This window comes from Acinetobacter sp. 826659, assembly GCF_000588515.1.
GTDB classification, from domain to species: domain Bacteria; phylum Pseudomonadota; class Gammaproteobacteria; order Pseudomonadales; family Moraxellaceae; genus Acinetobacter; species Acinetobacter pittii.
The window spans coordinates 906662-927402 of sequence record NZ_JFYD01000001.1 but is presented as its reverse complement, the minus strand read 5'-3'; the positions used below and the strand labels follow the sequence as shown (position 1 = coordinate 927402).

The following is a 20741-nucleotide window of genomic DNA, read 5'->3' as shown; positions in this document are numbered from 1 at the left end:
ACAAATGATCTTCATTCAAAATTTACATAAAGAGACTTTTATTAGGCGTTTTTATATACAATATTCAGGACGAATCCCCTAAGATAATAAAAATGCGGACTTTAAAACCTCTCTCTATCATTTATAACCAAAAGTCGGGTTTTCATGCATCAAAACATGAAGATATGTATGAACAGTTAATGACTGTGTTCACCGAATTTGGTTTTGAAATACAAGTTTTTGAATTAGCGGAAGATGTTTCTTTTGATGATTTGATGAGTCAAGTGATACATCGGCATAGTCAAAATGCAAATTTAGGTGTTGTTGTTGCAGCGGGTGGGGATGGAACGTTAAATGCGGTAGCATCAAAACTTAGACATACTCATATTCCAATGGGAATATTACCTTTGGGAACTTTTAATTATGTCGCTAAAGTTTTAGATATTCCTTTGGATTTGTTAGAAGCTGCTGAAGTCATCGCTACAGGTACACCACGCTCTGTACATATTGCGACAATTAATGACCATGTTTATTTAAATAATGCGAGTTTAGGACTTTATCCATTATTTATAAAGAAACGTGAGCTTTATAATAAATATTTAGGACGCTTACCTTTACATGCCTATACCTCAGCGCTGGATGTTTTATTAAGAGAAAATAAATCCATGAAACTTTCCGTCACAGTTGATGGGAAGAAATATCCAGTCAAAACCCCTCTAATTTTCTTTGGTAATAATCAGTTGCAGTTGTGTGATATGAAACTAAGAATTGCCGAATGTGCTGCACAAGGTCGGGTCGCTGGAGTGGTCATTACGAAAAGTGATAGGCTTAGTTTATTAAACATGTTGTGGCAGTGGATTCAAGGTAAAGTAGAAGAGACACAAGATGTTTATAGTTTTTGTGCAGATCATGTGGTGGTAGATTGTGCAAAAAGATCAAAACTTACAGTAGCTTTAGATGGTGAAATATTAGAGATGAAAGCACCTTTAAATTTCTCTGTAGAAAAGAATGCTTTAAATATTATGGTGCCAAATGTTGTTACATCTGTCTGATCTGCATTTTGGAACAGAAGTTGAGGCATGTTTAGATGCAATCCGACTTTTTTGCACTCAACATAAACCTGAAGTCATTGTGGTGAGTGGTGATATTACTCAACGTGCCCGATATCAACAGTTTTATAAATGCCGTCAGTTTTTAGATAGCCTTAATATTCCTTATCTTGTTGTGCCTGGTAATCACGATATTCCGTTGTACCATATCTGGAACCGTTTTTTCTCACCATTTACTCGCTACCAATATTTTTTTGGCCAGCTTGAACCAACTATAGAAACTGAACATTTTTATATTGTTGGGGTGAATAGTATTCGCCGTCGTTATCATACTCGTGGACATATTTCGATTGAGCAAATTCAAACTACATATGAGCGATTACAGCAAGCGCCAGCGGATAAAATCAAATTAGTTGTTTTCCATCAACCTTTTTATACTCCACCTGATGATGAGCATGGTATTAAAGATTGTCCTGTATTAGGAAAAATGGCACTCGAAAAATGGAGTACAACGGGGCTATTTGGAATGTTACACGGGCATTTACATAAAACTGCTGTATATGATTTAACGCAAATTTATCAATTAAAGATAGATCATCCTATTTATGATATTCATGCAGGAACAGCAACTTCTAGCCGTTTGCATTATCATGTTCCAAATAGTTTTAATGTCATTTCAAATGAAGGAAAAATTAATCATTATTGGTTTAATGCACAGTTGGCTGAATTCACTTCTGATTGATTTGGTTTAGATGAGTTTAAATATTTGATTGTTTAAAAAATATTCAAAAAATAGAAAAATTTTTCTTATTTCCCCTTGAAGCCTTTTTTTTCATCCCCACAAAAGTGACATCTAAATATTTTGTTATTGCTCTGGATTAAAGCAATAACGATTAATCAAAAAGACTTAGTCTGATGGAGTTAATTATGAGCAACATTCGTCCATTACATGATCGCGTTGTAATTCGTCGCGTAGAAGAAGAAACCAAAACTGCTGGTGGTATTTTACTTCCAGGTTCTGCTGCTGAAAAACCATCTCAAGGTGAAGTAATTGCAGTAGGTAATGGTCAAATCACTGAGAATGGCGTACGTGCTTTGGATGTTAAAGTTGGTGACAAAGTATTGTTTGGTACTTATGCAGGTACAACAGTGAAAGTAAGTGGTGAAGAACTCTTAATCATGAAAGAGTCAGACATTTTAGCTGTGTTGGAAGGCTAATCAATCCATAACTCAATTCATTATCAGATTCAGTATTTAAAAAGATTCGGAGTTTAATATGTCAGCTAAAGACGTAAAATTTGGTGATTCAGCTCGCTCAAAAATGATTGCAGGTGTAAACGTACTTGCAGATGCGGTTAAAGTGACTTTAGGCCCTAAAGGACGTAACGTTGTTATCGATCGTTCTTTCGGTGCTCCGCACATCACTAAAGACGGCGTAACTGTTGCCAAAGAAATTTCATTAAAAGACAAGTTTGAAAACATGGGTGCTCAACTTGTTCGTGAAGTTTCTAGCAAAACTAACGATATCGCTGGTGACGGTACGACAACTGCAACTGTACTTGCTCAAGCAATTTTAAATGAAGGGATCAAATCTGTAACTGCAGGTATGAACCCAATGGATTTAAAACGTGGTATCGATATCGCAGTAAAAACTGTAGTTGAAAATATCCGTTCAAATGCAAAACCAGCTGACGATTTCAAAGCGATCGAGCAAGTAGGTTCTATCTCTGCTAACTCTGATACTACTGTTGGTAAACTTATCGCTCAAGCGATGGAAAAAGTAGGTAAAGAAGGCGTAATTACTGTAGAAGAAGGTTCTGGCTTCGAAGACGCGTTAGACGTTGTGGAAGGTATGCAGTTTGATCGTGGTTATATCTCTCCATACTTTGCAAACAAACAAGATACTTTAACTGCTGAACTTGAAAACCCGTTCATTCTTCTTGTAGACAAGAAAATCAGCAACATTCGTGAATTGATTTCTGTTTTAGAAGCAGTTGCAAAAACTGGTAAACCACTTCTTATCATCGCTGAAGATGTTGAAGGTGAAGCGCTTGCTACACTTGTAGTAAACAACATGCGCGGTATTATCAAAGTATGTGCTGTTAAAGCTCCTGGTTTCGGTGACCGCCGTAAAGCAATGCTTCAAGACATCGCAATCTTGACTGGTGCAACTGTTATTTCTGAAGAAGTTGGTATGTCTTTAGAGCAAGCAACTCTTCAAGATTTAGGTACTGCGCACAAGATCACTGTGTCTAAAGAAAACACTGTTATTGTTGATGGTGCTGGTGATGCTGCTGGTATTGCTGAGCGCGTTCAACAAATCCGTGCTCAAATTGAAGAATCTACTTCAGAATATGACCGTGAAAAATTACAAGAACGCGTTGCTAAATTAGCAGGCGGTGTTGCTGTAATTAAAATCGGTGCAGCGACTGAAGTTGAAATGAAAGAGAAGAAAGACCGTGTAGACGACGCGCTTCATGCAACTCGTGCTGCGGTTGAAGAAGGTGTTGTTGCTGGTGGTGGTGTTGCTCTAGTACGTGCGGTTAATGTATTAGATGGCTTAAAAGGCGCTAATGAAGATCAAACAGCAGGTATCAACATTTTACGCCGTGCGATCGAAGCTCCACTTCGTCAAATCGTTGCAAACGCTGGTGATGAGCCATCTGTAGTGATCAATGCAGTTAAAGGTGGTGAAGGTAACTTTGGTTACAACGCTGCAACTGGTGAATATGGCGATATGTTAGAAATGGGTATTCTTGACCCGGCTAAAGTAACTCGTTCTGCACTTGAGCATGCTGCTTCTGTTGCTGGCTTAATGTTAACTACAGAATGTATGATTACTGATATTCCTGAAGATAAACCAGCTGTTCCAGATATGGGCGGCATGGGTGGTATGGGCGGAATGATGTAATAACGCATCAACGCTTTAACCAAAAAAAATCCCTGCTTATGCAGGGATTTTTTTATTTTTCACGTAATTTTAAGAAATAATTAAGTTCCATTATTTATATTAAAAACAGGAACAGCAGCTAGAAGTTCCTCTTTTGTTACAACCATGCTTATTTACTTGTAGGCATGGTTTTTTTTAGCCTAATAAAATAATTAACCATGTAATAGCAATGATAGAGAGTGCAACAAATTGGGCAGCACTTCCCATATCTTTTGCATTTTTAGAAAGCTGATGTTTTTCAAGAGAAACTCGGTCAACCACAGCCTCAATAGCAGAGTTGAATAGCTCAACGATCATTGCAAAAAGACATACAATAATCAGTAATACATGTTCACTACGGCTCACATCAAGAAAAAAACTAACCGGAATCAAAATAATATTAATCAAAACAATTTGGCGAAAAGCTGCCTCATTTTTATAAGCTGCTTTAAATCCTGAAATAGAGTAGCCCGTTGCATTTAATATGCGCTTAAGACCGCTTTTACCCTTATAGGGAGAATAGCTATTCATATACTTATATTTCTGACACTTTTCATGCATTATATAATTTGGGTCTTAAAAAATTATTAAATCTTTTTTAAAGATTTCGACTTTATAACTCAATAGAGAAGAAAAGATGAAAAAATTATGTGTAGCGTTGGGCCTTGCAATTGGAAGCATCCATGCAAGTTATGCTGAGCCAACAGCAACCCCGCAAGTACCAGGATATTATCACCATCAATTTGGAAACTACCGCGTAACTTCTTTGCTTGATGGTACGATTTATTTAAATCCTGATTTATTCAAAAACTTAAATCAGGCTCAGAAAACTAAAATCTTAACGAAATATGCTGCTGTTAATGAGAAAGGGATTCAAACCTCGGTAAATGCATTTTTAGTTGATGATGGAAAAAGCTTAACGCTTGTAGACAGTGGTGCAGCAAGTTGTTTTGGCCCGCAACTTGGCTCGATTGCAAAAAATATTGAATTAGCAGGTTATAAGCTTGCTGATGTAAAAACTGTTTTACTTACTCATCTACACCCAGACCATGTGTGTGGTATTGCTCAAAATGGAAAAGCTGTATTTCCAAATGCAACTGTATATGCACATGAGCGTGAAGCTGATTACTGGTTAAATCCAGCTTCTGAAAAAACAGTACCAGCAGACAAAAAAGAAAATTATTTGGGCACTGTTAAAAACGTAAAAACTGCTCTTGCTCCATACCAAGCAAAAAAAGCATTCAAGACATTTAAAGACGGTAATGTCATTCAAGGTTTTGAGGTGATTGATACTCGTGGTCATACACCAGGTCATCATAGCTTCCGCTTAAAAAGTAATGATCAGCAAATCATTTTTGTTGGAGACATTGTCCACTCACATTCATTGCAATTTGATGCTCCAAAAACTGGGGTAGATTTTGATGTGAATTCTGAGCAGGCAATTAATACCCGTCTAAAAATGTTTGCTGAAATTTCAAATAAGCAACAATGGGTTGCCGCACCACATTTACCATTCCCGGGTATTGGCCATGTTTATAAAGTAAATGCTGAGCAATATCAGTGGATCCCACTTTATTTTGATAATGTTGTAGAGAAATAAAAAAACAGGGCATTTATTGCCCTGTTTTTTATTAAAAACTTTAATTATTTTGTGGCTTTTTCAAAATTAATAACGGCTTCACGGCCAAGTGCAGGGTCATCTGTAAAGACTCCATCAACACCAGCTTTAAAATAGGCTTCAAACTCTTTTAAAGCACCAGATGGGCAGCGCTCAGCTGGCTTATCTTGACTACATTTTAAAGGCGTTGGTAAATAATTATTTTCTGGGCGGAAAGTATAAGGATGTACTTTCAAGCCAGCTGTATGTGCATCAGTAATAAACGAAGTCGTTTGAACCGAGCCATTGTCATTAAAGTTAAGAATATAGCCTTTGCTTGGTCCTACACCGTTTGCATATTTAGCCACGTCTTTTAAGCCTTGTGCTGTGGCTAAATCGGCATAAGTTTTAGTTTCGCCAGATTCAACGAAGTCGGCTGGTTGAGAGGTTTTAGCATCATATAATTGAATGATTTGTGCATGTTTAATCGTTTTATGAAGGTCGAGCTGATCTTTTAAATATTTTAAATTACTCACTTCAAAAGACTGTAAATAGACAGGTGCAATATCACGTGTATATTCGTATTTGGCTAAGGTTTTAAGAAGGGTATCTTCCATTGCCAGTTTCTGGTTTTTAAAGTAAGTCGGATGTTTAGTTTCAATATATAAACCAATAATTTTTCCCGTTTTCTTATAATTTGCTTCAGCCAGTTCAATCACTTGCTCTAGAGTTGGGACAGGGTAGAGGTCATTATAGGCTGTGTTTGCTGGACGGAACTCTGGAATGCGTTCACGCGCTTTAAGCTGCTGTAATTCACTTAAAGTGAAGTCTTCTGTAAACCAGCCTGTTAAGTCTTTACCATCAATATTTTTTGTTGTTTTACGATCTGCAAACTGGCTTAAAGTGCTTACATTGGTTGTTCCACCAATCTCATTTTCATGGCGAGTAACCAATACGCCATCTTTTGTAGAGACTAGATCAGGTTCAATGAAATCTGCGCCATCATCAATCGCTTTTTGATATGAAGCTAATGTGTGTTCAGGACGTAAAGCACTCGCGCCGCGGTGTCCTACCACTAAAATTTTAGGAAGTTGATATTCTGGTGTGGTTGGTGAGTTTTCAGTTTTATCGTCATCATTACAACCAACCAAGCTAATTAAACTTAAGCATAAAAGTGCTCTTTTAAACATAATTCTACTCATATTGTTTTAGTCGAAACGTATTTAGTCTGATGATTGAACTTGACGTGATCATGAAGAATTCATGAATTTTCAGTGACACTTGTTAAAACCTTGTTTATGGGTTTGTAGGAAATGCCAGTTCTTGCTTTGTTTTTGTTCTAATTGCATTTATTGTGTTAATTCTACTTGTCTTTTTTATATCGCTCGTTGATGATCAAGAGGGCAAATTTGGTATTGCCATCTGTTAATTGACGACCTAATTCTGAGCAGCCATGCTATCTAAATTTTTTATTCAGCGTCCCATTTTTGCCAGTGTACTCGCAATTATTGTTATGGCATTTGGTATTTTCTCGGTGCTGAATTTACCCGTAGAGCGCTATCCTGATATTGCCCCTCCTAAAATTACAGTATCGGCAAGTTATAGTGGTGCGGATGCGCAAACGGTTGAGCAAAGTGTTACTCAGATTTTAGAACAACAAATACAAGGTATTGATAATTTACTTTATTTCAGCTCTACCAGTGATTCATCAGGACGTAGCCGAATTACCATTAGTTTTGATAATGGAACAAATCCAGATACAGCACAGGTCCAAGTACAAAATAGTATTAGTGGCGTCATAAGACGTTTACCCGATGAAGTACAACGCCAAGGGGTGACCGTGAGTAAGTCACTCGGCGATACTTTTATGGTGGTAGGCTTATATGACTCTACAGGTAAATCGGGCAATATTGAGCTATCGGACTATCTAACTACGCATGTGGTAGATGACCTGAACCGTATTGAAGGGGTGGGTGAGTCTGATGTTTTCGGTTCGCAATATGCGATGCGAATCTGGCTAAATCCAGAGAAATTAAAACAATATAATTTAATGCCAAGTGATGTAGCGAATGCAATCACTGCTCAAAATACACAAGTTGCCGCAGGTGCAATCGGTGATTTACCTGTCATTGATGGACAATATTTAAATACGAAAGTCACCGCAGGATCTCGACTAAAAACAGTCGAAGATTTTAAAAATATTGTAGTGAAAGCAAATCAAACAGCGAGCTATGTCTACTTAAAAGATATTGCTAGAGTCGAGTTGGGTGCAGAAAATTATCAGTCTTTTAACACCATTAATGGTTATCCGGCCGCTGGTTTAGGCATTTCACTATCTTCTGGTGCAAACGCGATTCAGACCTCTAAACTCATCCATCAAACTCTAGATCAGCTTACAACCAAGCTACCTGCTGGCTATAAAATTGTTTATCCACGAGATAATACGCCGTTTGTTCAAGAGTCTATTAAAGAAGTTGTAAAGACGCTTATTGAAGCCATTATTTTAGTTATTTTGGTGATGTTCCTATTCTTGCAAAGCTGGCGCGCTACACTCATTCCGAGTATTACCGTTCCAGTTGTTATTTTGGGAACTTTTGCTGTTTTATATGTGCTCGGTTTTAGTATTAACACCTTGACGCTGTTTGCATTGGTGCTCGCGATTGGTTTGCTAGTAGATGATGCGATTGTGGTGGTTGAGAATGTTGAACGGCTCATGCATGAACAGCATTTAACGCCGAAAGAAGCAGCCATTGAGTCGATGGGAGAAATTAGTGGTGCCTTAGTCGGAATTACATTGGTTTTAACCGCTGTTTTTATTCCAATGTCGTTTTTAGGTGGCTCAATTGGCGTGATTTACCGTCAGTTTTCTATTACTTTAGTTGCCGCTATGGCGTTATCACTCGTCGTGGCATTAGTGTTAACACCTGCGTTATGCGCTTTAATTTTAAAACCCAATCCAGAGCCTATGCGCTGGGCAGTTTGGTTTAACAAAAAAATTGATCAACTTAAAAATCAATATATCAAGATTGTCCAAACAAGCATTCGCTACAGTAAATCGGTTATCGTGATTTTTGTGGCTTTGATTGCTGTTTTTGCACTGTTCTATAGTGGTTTAAAAAGTGGATTTATTCCTAAAGAAGACCAAGGCATTTTAAGTGTTCAAATTAAGCTTGTTGATAGTGCTCCGATATCGCAAAGTCAGAAAATTGGAGAACAAGTCCGCCAATATTTCTTAACTCAAGAAGATAAGAATGTGGATTTGGTTTTAATCCGCTATGGCCGGAATTATTCTGGTACAGGCCAGAACTTGGCACAGGGATTTATTGCCTTAAAACCTTGGGATGTACGGACAGGTAAGGAAAACTCAGCTGACGCTATACAAAAGCGTGCGATGAAATATTTTAATCAGTTCAATAATGCACAAATTAATGTGACATTACCCGCTTCAGTCAATGGTTTAGGACAAACCGATGGTCTGGATTTATGGATTCAAGATTTGAATGGGCAAGGGCAAGATTTTCTAGATAACACCTTCCGTCAGTTGCAAACGCAGAGCAAAAGCTATTCAAGTTTTGAAAACTTTGATAAGCAATCTACTAATAGTAAAGCAAACCTCAATATCAAAATTGACCAGAAGCAAGCACTAGCAAATGGATTAGAGCTCCCCGCGATTAACAACACTTTGTCGAGTGCGTGGGGTGGAACGTATGTGAATGACTTTATTGACCGTGGTCGTATCAAGCGCGTTATGATTCAAGGTGATGCCCAGTTCAGATCAAAACCGGAAGATTTATATAATTGGTCTGTACGTAATAACCAAAATGAAATGGTACCTTTTAGCTCATTTGCTAACTTCAGTTGGGGCGGTGCTCCTGAAATTGTAAAACGTTATATGGGGTATAGTGCCTTACAGCTTCAAGCAGATGTTGCAAGTGGCAGCAGTTCAGGTCAGGCAATGAAAGATGTTGAACAACTCGTAAATCAGCAAAAAGACGTTGGCTTGGCATGGACCGGTCTATCTTTTGAAGAACAGAAGTCGACAAATCAGGCCGTCTGGTTATATTTAATTTCGGCAGGCTTTATTTTCCTATGTTTAGCCGCACTCTATGAAAGCTTAAGCATTCCTGCAGCCGTGATGACCTCTATTCCGCTAGGGGTCGGAGGAAGTGTCATATTCTCTTATCTTTTTGGACTGCCCAATGATGTGTATTTCCAAATTGCGCTATTAACTACAATTGGATTGTCTTGTAAAAATGCAATTTTAATTGTTGAGTTTGCTGCCTTGGCGCAAGAAAAAGGTAAGAGTGCAAATGAAGCAGCTTTAGAAGGCGCGAGCTTACGTTTAAGACCGATTTTAATGACTTCTTTGGCTTTTGGTGCAGGTGTGATTCCTCTTGTTTTTGCGCAAGGGGCAGGGGCTGTAAGCCGTCAAGAAATCGGTATTAGTATTTTAGGTGGCGTTATGTTTGGTACAGTACTAGTTCTGTTCTTTATTCCAGTCATGTACGTGTTATTGCGTTCATTGTTTAGATCGAAAGCTACTAGTTAAAAGTAAACAATTTAAAAACAGGTATTAAATCAAGTATATTAAGATTAACTACTCTTCATATATTTGATTTAAATGCCTCAAGAAAAAAAATTAACAGAGCAACAGGTCATCGCACTAGAACGAGATCTGGCTAAGTTTGCAACCATGATGGATAGTGCGGTTCGCATTCCCTTTACAAAACAGGGTATTGGTGCCGATGCTGCACTGAGTACTATTCCGATTGCCGGTGATGTCGCTGGTTTTGCATTGACGTGTTATGCGATTTATAAAGCCAAACAAATTGGTGTACCTCAGCATAAGTTGACTCCAGTCATCAAACTAGCAGTTGTAGATGCTGTAGTCGGATTTGTTCCTGTGGCTGGGACTATTTTTGATATTTTTATAAGACCGAGTCGAAAAGCACTAGATGTAGTTCATACGCATATACGGCAAGAATATGCGATTCAGAGTGATATTCATGTCGTTCATCCATATTTACATGAAAAGCTCGAAAAGAAGCAGCAGCATTCAGCTTTCTGGCGAAATCCTGTTGTCAGTTGGTTATGGTTGCATATTCCCGATTTAGTAGGTGCGTTTGTACTGCTTTTAATTGGCTTAGCTGTTTGGTGGGGCGCAAGTTATCTTTGGAGTCTCTATCAAACAATGTAATAAAAAATAAAGCCTCCATTTGGAGGCTTTATTTTTTATTACACGTTTTATGGGCAATCTAATTGATGTAAAGCTGCCACACGTTGTTCAATTGTTGGGTGGGTTTGGAACAAAGCAGCTAAGCTGAAACCTTGTTCTTTACCTTCCGCAATTGCGAAGGCTTTCATTTCTTTTGGCATTTGATCTGGCATTTCTGTTTCAGCTTGGAGACGTAATAATGCAGAAATCATTGCTTGTTTACCTGCTAAACGTGCACCTGCTTCATCAGCACGGTATTCACGATAACGAGAGAACCACATCACAATGGCAGAAGCGAGAATACCAAAGACGATATCCAATACCATGGTAATAATGAAGTAACCCATACCCGGGGCTTCATCGTCTTGACGACCAAAGACATTACGGTCGATAAAGTCACCAACGACACGAGCAAAGAACATAACAAAGGCGTTCACAACACCTTGGATGAGCGCTAGGGTAACCATGTCACCATTCGCAACGTGACCAATCTCGTGCGCAAGCACTGCACGTAGCTCATCTTTGTTCATACGTTCAAGTAGACCAGATGAAACGGCAACTAAGGCATCATTTTTGTTCCAGCCTGTTGCAAAGGCATTGGATTGATATGATGGAAAAATACCAACCTCTGGCATATTAATACCAGCACGTTGAGAAAGTTCAGCGACTGTTTGCAATAACCAGCTTTCAGCTTGGTTACGAGGAGCATTCGGGTCGATCAGTTCTGTACCGGTCGTTTTCTTAGCCATCCATTTTGACATGAATAACGAGATTAAAGATCCCACCATACCAAACACAAAACAGATCACTAAAAGGTTGCCTAGATTCAAGCCACCCGCGCCATGGTAACTACCGACACCGAAGAGTGACAAAATAATGCCAGCTACAACCAGTACCGCGAGGTTGGTAAGCAAAAACAAACCAATCCGCATCATTGAGAAAATCCTCTTATAAATAAAATGTTATCTGATTTACAAATTCGAAATCATGAAGCTAATATGCGGGGCTTGGGGGAAAAATTCAAGAAAAAAATAAGGAATTGATACATTCTTTCACGTAGCAGAATGTACCTAAATTTAAAGAATAATTGGCTAAATTCGTCAAAATGGTAAAGATCAGGTAATAGATCATTACAATTTAAAACATCTGAACTTACCTAAATAGAACTGCGAGCCGCCGTTCTTCTTTACTGTTTATTCAATTCGTATATGGGCAATTGCGGTGGCATTATTGGTGACATATGTGCCTGTTGGTGCATCGGTATAGGTACCGTCAGATAAAGTCACGATTTGACGAGAAGATGAATATTTAGGTGATTGAGTCGTGATTTGAGCTGTCGTGTTTTCTGCCAAATTAGAAGGATGTGAAACGGTTTGTACTGAAGCATTGGTAAAAGATGAAAAACCTGAACCCGATGCATATAGGTTTTGGTATCGACTTGTTACACGGCGCACATAATCTTGTGTTTCACGGAAAGGGGGGATACCGCCATATTTGTCGACATTACCTTCACCAGCATTGTAAGCCGCAAGCGCCATTTGCGTATTTCCATTAAAACGCTTGAGTAACCAGCTTAAATATTTTGCACCAGCAAAAATATTTTGTTGCGGGTCATAAGCGTTGGAGACATTAAAACGACGGGCCGTCGCAGGCATAAGCTGCATTAAGCCTTGAGCACCTACTGGCGAACGAGCTCTTACGTTAAATCCTGATTCGGTGTGCATAACGGCTTTAATTAAACCTTCGGATACACCATGTTGCTGTGCAGCTTGTCTAATAATGTGGTCGAAAGCGTTCTTATTTTTATTGTAGCTTGGCAGAACAGAAGCTTCTGATGCTCCCCAGTTTGTATAACTATGAATATTACTATCAGGGTAATAGGTCACTTTTACTTTTTTAAGAGAGTGGTCATAGCTTTTTCGGTTGGTGAGCAATGTACTACCGTTTTTATCTTGGTAAATATACATTTGACCTGCTGAACTTGAAGTTATACCGACCGTAAAAGTGGTCATCCCCAGCAAACAAGAAACAAGAAATTGAACCGAATTTTTCATTTTATGTTATTCACAATTTTTAGGTACTCAAAACTTGGAAAAGAGTTTATCAAAAAATATTACTTAAAGAAGATTTGTGTAATTTTTTTTATTTCGACTCTTTCAAAAAATCAAGCTGATTTGTTCGAATGCTCATCAAAAAAAATTAAAAAATTTTTTTAAAATGATTCTATTGACATGGTTAACTTATTGATTGTTAATAATAAAAAACATTGGTTAAAAAATGATCAATTTAAAGAAAACCCTTAACAGAAGGCCAAAACAGTTTGTCAAGTACGAAGAAATCCACAATTTTATCCACAGGTTTTGTGGAAAACTGTGGAAAAGTCCAAAAAGTAAGCATTTTGCACAAAATTTGAACGCTTGAGTCAAAAATAAAGCATGTGTTTTGCATCATGCACGAGCAATGTGACGACTTCAAGAATTGAAACTATTCTTTTGATGCGATTCTCTTCTGAATCATATAAAATTGCGCGGTATTTTTATTTATGGGTATACCTCGTCTATGTACGCGCCAGTTGAGTCCAATCAGGGATTTAATTTTAAGCCTGAACTTCCAACAAGCTCGGCCTATTACCGTTTGCTCAAGAAGCTTCGCCGTCAAGTTGGGCATGCTATTCGTGACTTCAATATGATTGAAGATGGCGATAAGGTCATGGTGTGTGTGTCTGGTGGTAAAGACAGTTATACCTTGCTCGATATTTTGTTGCAGTTTAAGCGTATCGCACCGATTAATTTTGATGTGGTTGCGGTTAACCTTGACCAAAAACAACCAGGCTTTCCGGAAGATGTTTTGCCTCGTTATATGGAAGAGAACAACATTCCATATTACATTTTAGAAAAAGACACCTATACCATTACTAAACGTTTAACGCCGGAAGGTAAAACTTACTGCGCAGTATGTTCACGTTTACGCCGTGGTTCTTTATATGGCTTTGCACAAGAGATCGGTGCGACTAAAGTTGCTTTAGGTCACCACCGTGATGACATCATTGCAACGTTCTTCTTGAATTTGTTCCATGGGGGTAGCTTAAAGGCGATGCCGCCAAAGCTTTTATCGTCAGATAAAAAGAACATTTTGATTCGTCCTTTGGCATATGTTGAAGAAAAAGACATTATTAAATATGCCGAGTTGCGTCAGTTCCCAATCATTCCATGTAACCTTTGTGGTTCACAGGAAAACCTACAGCGTGCCATGCTTAATGAAATGCTACGTGAATGGGATAAACAATATCCGAAGCGCTTACACAGCATTTTCGGTGCGTTGCAGAACGTATCTCCATCTCAGTTAGCGGACCGTGAACTGTTCGATTTTGAAGCTCTAGACTCTCAGCGTGAGTTGGATATTAAAGATCCGGAAGAGCTTAAGAAACGTTTAGATGTAGTGAACTTAAGCTTCGCTGCTGAATAAACGCTAGCATAAAGAATGTTAAAGGCACTTTATAAACAAGTGCCTTTAATGTATCAAAATACTAAAAAATGAATGTTCCGTACAAAAAGTCATAGCCCAAAATTTAAATTACATGCTATAACAAGCCACAAGCAGAATTGCTTCACATGATGTTGTCTGGATAGACAACCAGAGAAATTGAACAAATAAATTTGAGGAAGAATCATGCCTGCATTTTTAACTGAAGATTGGTTTGCGACTGTCGAAAAATTAACTGCTGAAGCAGGTGATCTTAATTTGCCGCCCGCTCTTGCGAACTTGGCAATTAATTTAGTAGTGACAGATGCTTCTGGAAATACCGAATTAGCTTTAGATGGGGGTAAAATCCAAAAAGGTTTGTCTTCAAATGCCAAAACAACTTTAAATATGGATGCTGAGACTTTACGTAAAGTATTCTTAGAGTTTGATATGGCTGCTGCTATGCAGGCATTCATGACTGGTAAAATTAAAGTTCAAGGCGACATGTCTCAATTAATGGCTTTACAAACAGCTAAGCCAAGCCAAGAACAAAAAGATTTGTTTAAGAAAGTATTAGAGCATACTGCTTAAATCTAAAAGAATTCATATAAAAAGCTTACCCAAAGAGGTAAGCTTTTTATTTGTACAAACAATGAATTTATCAACTTTTAAAAATAAAAATTAGATATTGATTCGTGTTTGCGCCGTTTTGATATGTTCAAGATAAGCACGGATACGAGTGACATATTGAACTGCTTGCTTATATCGACCATTTCGCGTTTTATTGCTTTGCAAATAGTCATAGAGATTGACCCATTTGTTCGGATCTTTCCCTTGAGACTGCAAGCGTTTTTGAATCTGACTTACCGCACCCGGTCCCATGTTATAGGCCACAAGCGCATACCAGTTCCGATCAGGGAACGGAATATTATCAAATTCAGTTAGCATCAGATCGTAATACTTCGCGCCGCCCTGAATACTCTGAGCAGGATCGCTACGATTACTTACACCCATTGCTCGAGCAGTGCTATTGGTTAACATCATTAAGCCGCGAACACCTGTGGGAGAAACAGATTCTGGCTTTAAATATGATTCTTGATAACCAATTGCGGCAAGTAAATGCCAATCTAGATCATACTTCGCTGCGCTTTGCTTAAAGCTCGCTTTGTAAATCGGTAAACGTGTGCTTAAGTCACGTTGAATGGTTGACCATGCTTCTGGTTTCACCACATTGCGGTTATAAAAAGAGGCAAGTTGTTGGGTCACACCATTTTGCTTACTTTGGCATACAAAGCCGCTGGCGGTCTGTGTGAGTGGGTCATCAGCCTGTTTAAATACCCAACTCAACTCAGGATTTAAGCCATTTTTTTGCAAATTCGCTGTGTCACCACAAGTTGCAGAAAACGACATTAAACCTTTGTTTTCGATTGTGCTTAAACCTGCTGTAGTCATCGCAAAGTTTGCTTTACCTTGCTGAACCCATCTAAGTGCAGTGGCATTGTCTGCCACGATTTTAAAGTCCAGCTTTACATTTAGGTTCTGTGCATAGTTACGTGCTAAGTCGTAACCAAAACCGTGTAAAAACTGATCTTCTTTGAAAACGGTTGTCGGGCTTTCTACCGCAACAACAGTTAAAGTATTTGTGTTAACTACAGTATTGTACTGTAGGGTTTTTCCTGCATTAAGACTATGAAATGGGAGAAGTATAGTACTGAGTGCAAGAGCTTTTAACGGGAGAGAAGAAAATAAAGAGTTAAGGCAAAGCCTCGACCCAGAACTTGAATTACTGTGCATGTTGTCTCCGCTACAGATAATTTATGCCCTAAAAGTCAGACAAAAAGCTGCCATAACTTCTAAAAGTTGATAAATTCAATAAGGGGTGGGCAGTCATGACGTCATTCAAAATGACATGAAATGAAAAAAACAAACTGTGTAGAAAATCTACATAGTTTTCGAATGGGTTAAAAAATGCTCAACATTTAAACTGCGCGCATCATAATATTGAAAAAAAGTAATGTCAAATTTTGTACAATTAAAACTTCGATATATCATCATAAACACATGAATTTGTTAAGGAAGAAAATTTATACACTTCTGATGTGAGAAAATAGGGTATAAAATGCTACATCTTGTAAGCGATATGTTGTTGAACAGTGGTTTTTTATCATGAAATCTAACTTAATCACTCGGTCAGGGCATGACAAATTAGTTGCTGAATTAAAACAACTTTGGCATGAAGAACGACCGGAAATCACCAAAAAAGTAAACTGGGCTGCAAGCTTAGGTGACCGCAGTGAAAACGCGGATTATCAATATAATAAGCAGCTCCTTCGAAAAATTGATCGACGTGTACGTTATTTAGGAAAACGCTTAGAAGAATTAAAAATTGTTGATTACTCTCCTGAGCAAGACGGCAAAGTTTACTTTGGCGCTTGGGTCGAGATTGAAAACGAAGAGGGTGAGCAAAAAACTTTACGTATTGTTGGAATTGATGAAATTTATGATCATCACCCTCAACATATCTCGATTGAGTCACCTATGGCTCCCGCATTGCTCGGCAAAGAAGTTGACGATGAGATTGAAGTACACACGCCATCAGGAAAAAAGCTGTGGTATATCAATACAATTCGCTATGAAAAGACAGAAAACTCAGAAATTTAAACGGATTTGTGTTTATTTTGATCGGTTGAATTAAAAATTAAATAAAAGATTTGCCAACTTCAATTTTTATTTATATTATAGCGCTCGTTGGAAGCGTGGCAGAGCGGTTTAATGCACCGGTCTTGAAAACCGACGAGGGTGTGAGTCCTCCGTGAGTTCGAATCTCACCGCTTCCGCCAGATTCTTAAAAAGCCCTTGTTAATGACAAGGGCTTTTTTTATACCTAGTGTCTACATTACAGTAAGATTTAGCTTAAATACTGCTAATAAATCCTGAAAATTTCATATAAATCAAACAAGTATATATTTTAATCAAAATTACTATATTTATATAATATATTTTTTATTTTCAATATCTTACCTATTAAGCTTCTATATATCAGAATTGAACAAGTTATTTGTAGAATATTCATTTATTGATATATGATGAGCCAATATTTAGAAACTGTTTCAAAACATAATTCTATTGTTCAGCGAGCAAGTTCAAGGAAGGAATGATGCTGAATTCAGTTTTCTAAACCCGATATCTGGAAATTATTTCCGCCCCAAAATTGTATTTTGACCCATTGGTTGGCAATGCCTGACTCTTTTGTAAGATAGGCATTTCCTATTTTAGGATGTATCTATGAAAAAATTATTTAGTGTTCTGTTCAGCGCATCTGTTCTAACACTGACTGCATGTAATAAAGAACCTGCAAAAACTGAAAACACCGCATCAGCTAAAGATAAAACTGAGTCAGTTCGAACTATTAAACTGGTTTCTACAGGTTCAGACACTGACGTATGGAAATATGTTGCAACACTTCCTGAAACTGCTCAAGCGGGCATTAAACTCGAAGTTACTAACCTGACTGACTATGTTGTATTGAATACATCTGTAGCAAGTGGCGAACAAGACGTAAATGCGTTCCAGTCATTTAACTATTTGGCAGCTTATAACTCTTCAAATACCGCTAAAGTTGCTGCTGTTGCGACAACTTACCTAGAGCCAATGGGTATTTATGCAAATAAAGTTAAATCTGTTGAAGAGTTCCCACAAGGCGCAACTATTGCGATTCCAAACGATACTGCCAACGAAGCGCGCGCTTTAACATTATTACAGTCTGCTAAACTGATTAAACTCAAACCAGACTTTGACCCTGTAAAAGGGACGACCAATGACGTCGTTGAAAACCCGAAAAATTTACAATTAAAACCAATTCAAATGACTACAGCAGTTCGTGTTAAAAACGATGTAGACGCGATTGTGTTGGGTAATACATTGGCGCTTGAAGGCGGCTTAAATGTAATGAAAGATGCGATCTTCCGTGAGCCTATTGATCAGTCTACCAAGCTTTATGTGAATTTGTTAGGTGTTGCTGAAGCAAACAAAAACGACCCGATCTATACAAAACTTGGCGAACTTTACCACTTACCTAAAGTTCAAAAGTTTGTGAGCGAAAAATTCGGTGGAACAAAAGTTGAAGTGAACAAACCTGTTTCTGAATTTGCAGACATCAAATAAGTAATTTTTTAATTTAAAATTATTTTTAAAAGCTAAGTCTCGGTGATGGGGCTTAGCTTTTTTATTTAGAGCTTTGGAAGTTCTAATAGTCCTTATAAAACAGGTCCTCTTATATATTCTTTATCATATAATGAATAGAGATTATAACTTTATATATTTAATAAAATATTATGCGCAATTTAGATGGCTTACTCAGCCGAATTCAAGCCGAGACATTGAGTTTAGTTACTGATAGAGAAGGGGTTACTGTATACAAAGCACAAACTACTCAAGGATATGTCTTTGTAAAAATGTATACACGTAAAATGGAGCATGAAAGATATTGTGAAATATTGGACGAGCTTAGAGCATTTTCATTGGCACCGCGACTATTAAATCAATTTGAATGGGAAAATTATTTTGTTGTTGTAATGAGTGCTTTAGAAGGGCAGCCAGTAAATAACATTTTAAAAAATTGTTCGAGAACAGAAAAATTATCCTTACTAAAAGAGGCAGGCGCATCTTTAGGACGTTTTCATCGAGCTATTAGTTCTTCTCGTTTATTTGAGATGAAATTCTGGAAGGGGCGAGATGACTCTTCAAAAGATCCAACTTTATGGAATGAGCATCTAAAATTAATGACAACAAAATGGATGTCACGTATTGATCCAACTAAAGCCGACTACAAAGAATTTAGTTATGAGTTGAGTGAGTTACTTTTATATTGTAAAGACTTGCGGGAACCAACCCAATTTAGTCTTTTGCATTGTGATTATATTGGTCGAAACCTTCTTGCAACTAGCTGTAATGAAATCTCTGGTGTTTTAGATTATGAAGCGGCTCGTATTGGTGATGCTGTTTATGATTTAGCAAAGATCGTTTGGTTAGATATAGATTTCTCTGATTTAGAATTAAGAAATTCATTTATACGAGGTTGGGAAATGACTTATGAGGAAAAAGTTCCTCAAAGGGAATTTTTGTGCTATGTCGGTATTCAATGCCTTGCTGCAATAGCTTGGACAGATAAAAATAAGCATATGGACGGTAATACTATCTTTAGAACTTCAGCAATTAAAACATTAAAAATAGTATTAGAAGAGTTGCAGATATAGTTTTAGTAGATTTTTAGTTTCATTCATAAATATTGCTGAGGATTGTTAAGTGATTTTATTTTCATTTAATACCTATTATTTTGATTTTAGAAAAATATCTATCTAACAAATTACTATAAAGTCTAACCTATTGTCTCTTTATCTGAAAAATTTCTAAACCTTAAACTTTTACCATACAATCAAAAATCACAATAAAATTAAGGTGAAATAATGAGAAAAAATATATTGATTCTTAGCTTATTAATTGTCAGTGCACAGAGCTGGGCTGAATGTAAAATTGGTGATTTAGAGATTGATCCAAGCGCTTCACAAACACCAGAAGGGACACCAAATCCAAGCAACTATATAACAATAACTGGACAGAAAGTGTTAACTAAGGCTTTGGCTAATATAAACATAGGAACACTGATAAAAACTAAAACTGATACCAATATTGCTCAGTCTAATGTGATTGCTTTTGAATATATTTTCAAGAAACCAATAAATCTAAACTCCAATGAACTAGCTTCAGGATTTATCACAGGAACAAGTAATTATGACGGTATTGTTTTTGCCGCGCCAAGTTTTGGAAGTGCGTATGGTTCACAGCAAAATTTGTTCATGAGCTCTATTTCTGGAAACATAACCCCAAATCAGACACAAAAAGAAGTTTTAGCAAATGAAACAGTTAGAGTGGGGATTTATTACAATCAAATCAGCAAGAAAATTGGTTATATTGTAAATGGTGTAGATAGGGGATATACATGGAGTTATACAACCCCATTAAGCAAAATGAAATTTGGTATTGCTATTGAAGAAGGATTTTATACTTCCAACTCTAGTGCTTTAGGTAAAGAAATATCATATGAAATAGTATCTGATCATTCGAAACTACAATTTACTTATCCAGTAGGCACCACAGATATTTGTGGCACACCTCTTTAAAATAAATTACATATTAAATATGCTGCCTTACTACTTCGGTTAGGCAGTTTTAAGGGGCTATTGAGTAATCTATTTTTTTTCAATAAGCATCCATTCAAGCTCTACGGTCATCCATATTGGTATTACCATTTATACTCAATAAATAGTTAAACTCTTGCAAATATTCATAGATTTCAGGAGTGAGATTATATTTTTAGAGTAGTGGTGCTGATGTCTGCTGTGTTCGTAAATCTGAAAATATCTCGGCTAAATCTACTTAGATTGGTTCACTGGTCGTGCCTTGGGTTTATAAATAATTTAATTGAAAATGCTTCTATAGAACAGGGGCTTT

17 protein-coding genes, 1 tRNA gene and 1 pseudogene are annotated in these 20741 nt (G+C 37.4%); 14 read left to right on the top strand and 5 right to left on the bottom strand.

The features are described from left to right. Positions 1-92: 92 nt before the first annotated feature. The 4 genes from J663_RS04320 (at position 93) to groL (ending at position 3939) form a co-directional block, all read left to right on the top strand. Positions 93-1031: a diacylglycerol/lipid kinase family protein gene (locus J663_RS04320; RefSeq protein WP_002115559.1), complete on the top strand. Its 939-nt coding sequence runs from the start codon at positions 93-95 to the stop codon at positions 1029-1031. Beyond that, positions 1012-1770: a metallophosphoesterase family protein gene (locus J663_RS04315; protein ID WP_033847967.1), complete on the top strand. Its 759-nt coding sequence runs from the start codon at positions 1012-1014 to the stop codon at positions 1768-1770. Before J663_RS04320 ends, J663_RS04315 begins: the two co-directional genes overlap by 20 nt. A 185-nt stretch (positions 1771-1955) precedes the next feature. Beyond that, a complete protein-coding gene (locus J663_RS04310; RefSeq protein ID WP_002120604.1) occupies positions 1956-2246 on the top strand; it encodes a co-chaperone GroES in 291 nt (96 codons plus the stop codon). 58 nt (positions 2247-2304) lie between these two features. Next, entirely contained in the window at positions 2305-3939 is a 1635-nt protein-coding gene (gene groL / locus J663_RS04305; RefSeq protein WP_033847965.1) for a chaperonin GroEL, read from the top strand. A 174-nt stretch (positions 3940-4113) separates the two neighbouring features. On the opposite strand, the gene J663_RS04300 is transcribed toward groL, so the two are convergent. Further along, positions 4114-4488: a diacylglycerol kinase gene (locus J663_RS04300; RefSeq protein ID WP_002118962.1), complete on the bottom strand. Its 375-nt coding sequence runs from the start codon at positions 4486-4488 to the stop codon at positions 4114-4116. 106 nt (positions 4489-4594) lie between these two features. Between J663_RS04300 and J663_RS04295 the strand changes: the two genes are divergently transcribed. Further along, positions 4595-5557 (top strand): MBL fold metallo-hydrolase, encoded by a 963-nt coding sequence (locus J663_RS04295; protein WP_033847964.1) that lies wholly within the window; start codon positions 4595-4597, stop codon positions 5555-5557. Between the two features lie 44 nt (positions 5558-5601). On the opposite strand, the gene J663_RS04290 is transcribed toward J663_RS04295, so the two are convergent. Next, a complete protein-coding gene (locus tag J663_RS04290; protein ID WP_033847963.1) occupies positions 5602-6744 on the bottom strand; it encodes a glycerophosphodiester phosphodiesterase in 1143 nt (380 codons plus the stop codon). A gap of 263 nt (positions 6745-7007) precedes the next feature. Between J663_RS04290 and J663_RS04285 the strand changes: the two genes are divergently transcribed. After that, positions 7008-10103, top strand: coding sequence for a multidrug efflux RND transporter permease subunit (locus J663_RS04285; protein ID WP_033847961.1), 3096 nt, complete (start codon positions 7008-7010; stop codon positions 10101-10103). A gap of 72 nt (positions 10104-10175) precedes the next feature. After that, the gene (locus tag J663_RS04280) at positions 10176-10751 is read left to right on the top strand and encodes a DUF4112 domain-containing protein (protein ID WP_033847959.1); all 576 of its coding nucleotides are present in this window, start codon (positions 10176-10178) and stop codon (positions 10749-10751) included. Positions 10752-10798: 47 nt separating this feature from the next. On the opposite strand, the gene htpX is transcribed toward J663_RS04280, so the two are convergent. Together htpX and J663_RS04270 are read right to left on the bottom strand one after the other, a co-directional pair. Then, complete coding sequence (gene htpX, locus J663_RS04275; protein WP_002118851.1) at positions 10799-11704, bottom strand: protease HtpX; 906 nt, start codon at positions 11702-11704, stop codon at positions 10799-10801. Between the two features lie 258 nt (positions 11705-11962). Continuing rightward, positions 11963-12754 (bottom strand): annotated as a pseudogene (locus tag J663_RS04270) (lytic transglycosylase domain-containing protein); the annotation flags it as partial. A gap of 574 nt (positions 12755-13328) precedes the next feature. Between J663_RS04270 and ttcA the strand changes: the two are divergent. Both ttcA and J663_RS04260 read left to right on the top strand, forming a co-directional pair. Further along, positions 13329-14234 carry a tRNA 2-thiocytidine(32) synthetase TtcA gene (ttcA, locus tag J663_RS04265; protein WP_016146199.1) on the top strand — a complete coding sequence of 302 codons (906 nt, stop codon included), beginning with the start codon at positions 13329-13331 and terminating at the stop codon, positions 14232-14234. 204 nt (positions 14235-14438) lie between these two features. After that, on the top strand, positions 14439-14822 hold the full coding sequence (locus tag J663_RS04260; RefSeq protein WP_002118641.1) for an SCP2 sterol-binding domain-containing protein: 384 nt from the start codon (positions 14439-14441) through the stop codon (positions 14820-14822). A gap of 90 nt (positions 14823-14912) precedes the next feature. On the opposite strand, the gene J663_RS04255 is transcribed toward J663_RS04260, so the two are convergent. Continuing rightward, entirely contained in the window at positions 14913-16025 is a 1113-nt protein-coding gene (locus J663_RS04255) for a transglycosylase SLT domain-containing protein (protein WP_014207441.1), read from the bottom strand. Between the two features lie 372 nt (positions 16026-16397). Between J663_RS04255 and greB the strand changes: the two genes are divergently transcribed. The 5 genes from greB to J663_RS04230 all read left to right on the top strand — a co-directional run bounded on the left by greB (position 16398) and on the right by J663_RS04230 (position 20410). Next, positions 16398-16892 carry a transcription elongation factor GreB gene (greB, locus tag J663_RS04250; protein WP_033847954.1) on the top strand — a complete coding sequence of 165 codons (495 nt, stop codon included), beginning with the start codon at positions 16398-16400 and terminating at the stop codon, positions 16890-16892. 89 nt (positions 16893-16981) lie between these two features. Further along, positions 16982-17071 (top strand) — tRNA-Ser (locus tag J663_RS04245). Between the two features lie 445 nt (positions 17072-17516). Further along, positions 17517-18395 carry a MetQ/NlpA family ABC transporter substrate-binding protein gene (locus J663_RS04240; protein WP_033847952.1) on the top strand — a complete coding sequence of 293 codons (879 nt, stop codon included), beginning with the start codon at positions 17517-17519 and terminating at the stop codon, positions 18393-18395. A gap of 170 nt (positions 18396-18565) precedes the next feature. Next, positions 18566-19486: an aminoglycoside phosphotransferase family protein gene (locus J663_RS04235; protein WP_033847950.1), complete on the top strand. Its 921-nt coding sequence runs from the start codon at positions 18566-18568 to the stop codon at positions 19484-19486. A 210-nt stretch (positions 19487-19696) separates the two neighbouring features. Further along, positions 19697-20410 (top strand): DUF4882 family protein, encoded by a 714-nt coding sequence (locus J663_RS04230; RefSeq protein ID WP_033847949.1) that lies wholly within the window; start codon positions 19697-19699, stop codon positions 20408-20410. Positions 20411-20741 lie beyond the last annotated feature (331 nt).